The 2,679-nt window shown below is 45.6% G+C and carries 5 protein-coding genes; all 5 read right to left on the bottom strand.

Going from position 1 to position 2,679, the window contains the following annotated elements; all coding sequences use genetic code 11:
- Positions 1-443, bottom strand: a 443-nt coding sequence (ytfJ, locus tag AC1DSE_RS33995; RefSeq protein ID WP_477528981.1) for a GerW family sporulation protein, incomplete at its 3' end; no start/stop codon positions are given.
- Complete coding sequence (locus tag AC1DSE_RS33990) at positions 416-1,108, bottom strand: DUF2953 domain-containing protein (RefSeq protein ID WP_477528980.1); 693 nt, start codon at positions 1,106-1,108, stop codon at positions 416-418. The genes AC1DSE_RS33990 and ytfJ, both read right to left, overlap by 28 nt.
- A 58-nt stretch (positions 1,109-1,166) precedes the next feature.
- Positions 1,167-1,769, bottom strand: a complete 603-nt coding sequence (gene scpB, locus AC1DSE_RS33985) for an SMC-Scp complex subunit ScpB (RefSeq protein ID WP_076271382.1) — start codon at positions 1,767-1,769, stop codon at positions 1,167-1,169.
- Positions 1,738-2,517 (bottom strand): segregation and condensation protein A, encoded by a 780-nt coding sequence (locus AC1DSE_RS33980; protein ID WP_339203315.1) that lies wholly within the window; start codon positions 2,515-2,517, stop codon positions 1,738-1,740. The genes scpB and AC1DSE_RS33980 overlap by 32 nt, the downstream gene beginning before the upstream one ends.
- Positions 2,518-2,552: 35 nt before the next feature.
- Positions 2,553-2,679: 6,7-dimethyl-8-ribityllumazine synthase (locus tag AC1DSE_RS33975; protein ID WP_477528982.1), on the bottom strand; the 127-nt coding region annotated here is incomplete at its 5' end.

Here is a 2,679-nt window from a genome sequence, read left to right as displayed (position 1 = left end):
GTTTGAGACGTATCCGTGTATACACCTGTACTCGAAGGCTGCTTCATCATCGATTGCAGCTTATCAAATACATGCGGAGCTGAGTCGATTACCCGCTCAAGCAGATGTGTTTGATTATCGAGCGGAACAATTTTTACGCCATGTGTTCCTACGACCAAGAAAGCAATTGGCGTAATCGACACGCCGCCACCGCTACCGCCGCCGAACGGAARCGAAACGGAAGCATGCTGTGCATCAGATTGAGAGCCGTTCTTATGATCGGCATCATCTAATCGAATGTCACTGCCTCCTGCTACAAACCCAAAGCCTACTTTGGAGATCGGCATAATAATACTGCCATCCGGCGTTTGGACAGGGTCGCCTACAATAGTATTGACGTCAACCATCTCTTTAATATTTTCCATTGCGGTTTGCATTAAGCCTTGAATAGGATGTTCTGCCATACCTTGACGCCTCCTTTCAATTTCCTCATCCGAACTAAAAGCTGCAGTCCGGCAAGAATAGCATAACCGAAGCGGATTTGAGCTATGCATGACCATTCCGTTGTAAAAGCAGATCGTTGATAAATAGGCTGAACCATCATTTTCGGTTCTGTTTTGAGCTTAACCATTTGGGACAATACGCCAATGATTGATGTTTTTATGGACCAAACAAATCCAGTCGCCATAGCCGTCCACATTGCGTCACCGGTTCCTACTGATGTGGACCAGTTCCATTCCAAAMGACGGACCTTCGTAAGCGATTTTCTAACCCAACCCGTTAAGTTTTTCGTCATTTGTAACAGATGTTTTGTTCTTTCCATTAGATGCGCTATTTTTTCTGCGTCAATGTCCTCGTTATATTGTTTCCAAGTGTCAACGGCCACATTCTTTTTTGAAACCTGTTCCTTAAGTTGGATGGAGGTTCCTGTGAACTGAATAATCGGCACTTTAAAGCGGTATCTGAGGATTCCAAATAAGGCCTTTATATTCAACTCAAAATCATCGTTTTGATCAATTCTCCTCAGATGGCCTCTTAATTCGACCTGCGAAGTGAGGCAGACGACCAAAATGAGCAAAAAAAAGAGACCGACCGCCGTCATCCAACCGTAGGGGTAACCGAGCATCATGATGCTTCCTCCGTTTCCCTAATATGGGTTGAATATAGTATGACCCGGCGGCCAAATCTCATTCTTTTATTTCTTCAATTGTCATCTGCGTGCCATCTAATCTCTCAAATAGCAGCTGAGTTTGTTCCTCCAAGGCATCATCGATATCAACGCTGCCTGGTTCTGGCAATTCTTTTATGGACGGCAATCCAAAATAATCTAAAAATGATTTCGTTGTTCCGTACAAAATAGGTCTGCCAATCTGCTCGGCGCGGCCAACCTCTTCGATTAAATCCTTTGATACAAGCGATTGAATCGCTCTGTCGCTCTTTACGCCGCGAATTTCTTCAATCGATATTCTTGTTATCGGCTGGCGATAAGCGACGATGGACAGCGTTTCTAATGCAGCTTGTGACAGCTGCGATCTCGTAGGAGTGTATGCCATACGCTCAAAATAAGGCGCATGCTCCAAATGAGTCGTCAGCCGATAGGAGGCTGCCACCTCTGCGATTTGAATACCGCGCCCCTCGCGCTCCAAATCGCGCTGCAAATCATAAACCAAATCGGAAGCGAGCTCGGCATCCAGCTCCAAAATATCAGCTAGTTGCCGCTTCGTAAGGCCTTCATCACCTGCCATAAACAGCAGGCCCTCAATAATTGTCTTCAACTTCGGATAATCCAATTTGCGACGACTCTCCTCTCCAATGAATGACGATGTCGTCAAATAACTGATGCTGAAAACAACGAATATGTTTCATTTTCATTAATTCTAGAATGGCTAGAAAAGTAACCACGATTTCATGCCTGTCCATGTTCTCGCGAATAAGCCGTGAAAAACGAACCGTTTCGAATTGCTTGAGCACCTCGACAATGTCCCGTATTCGATCTTTAACGGAAATCTCGTCGCGATGTATGGTAGCAACGACATTACGCCTTGATGCGCGGCGCAGCGCCTTTTGAAAGGCAGTAATCAAATCCGACAAGTGAAGACCCTCCACCGGATTAACAATCTCTTCTTTCAAAAATGGCGTCATATCCTCAGGTTCCCTTGAATAGACAAGGCTGCGCTCGAATTCCTTCTCGCGCAGCTGCTCGGCTATTTGTTTGAATTTCCGGTATTCTACGAGCTTCTGGATGAGCTCATCGCGTGGATCCAATCCGTCATCCGGCCAATCCTCATAGTCTTCCTCAAATACAGGCGGCTTTGGAAGTAGCTGCTTGCTCTTTATCGCCAAAAGGGTTGCCGCCATAACTAAAAATTCACTCGTGACCTCAAGCTCGAGCTCTTTCATCGCATGAAGATAATCCATATATTGAATTGTAATCTCACTGATAGACACCTCATGGATATCGATCTCCGCCTTGTCGATCAAGTGAAGCAGCAGATCCAGCGGCCCCTCAAAAGAATCCAGCTTATAAAGCACTGACACTTACATTTCCTCCCGCCTAGCCTTATCTTCGCTGCTTAGCCTTGCAATTGTTTGGTTAGGTTCGCCATTTCAATTGCGCTTGTAGCAGCCTCATAACCTTTGTYGCCTGCTTTTGTACCTGCACGCTCAATGGCCTGTTCAATCGAATCAACAGTCAATACA

The organism is Paenibacillus sp. 01L418, assembly GCF_056400045.1.
The sequence above is the reverse complement of the archived record's forward strand: the minus strand, read 5'-3'. Positions and strand labels throughout refer to the sequence as shown.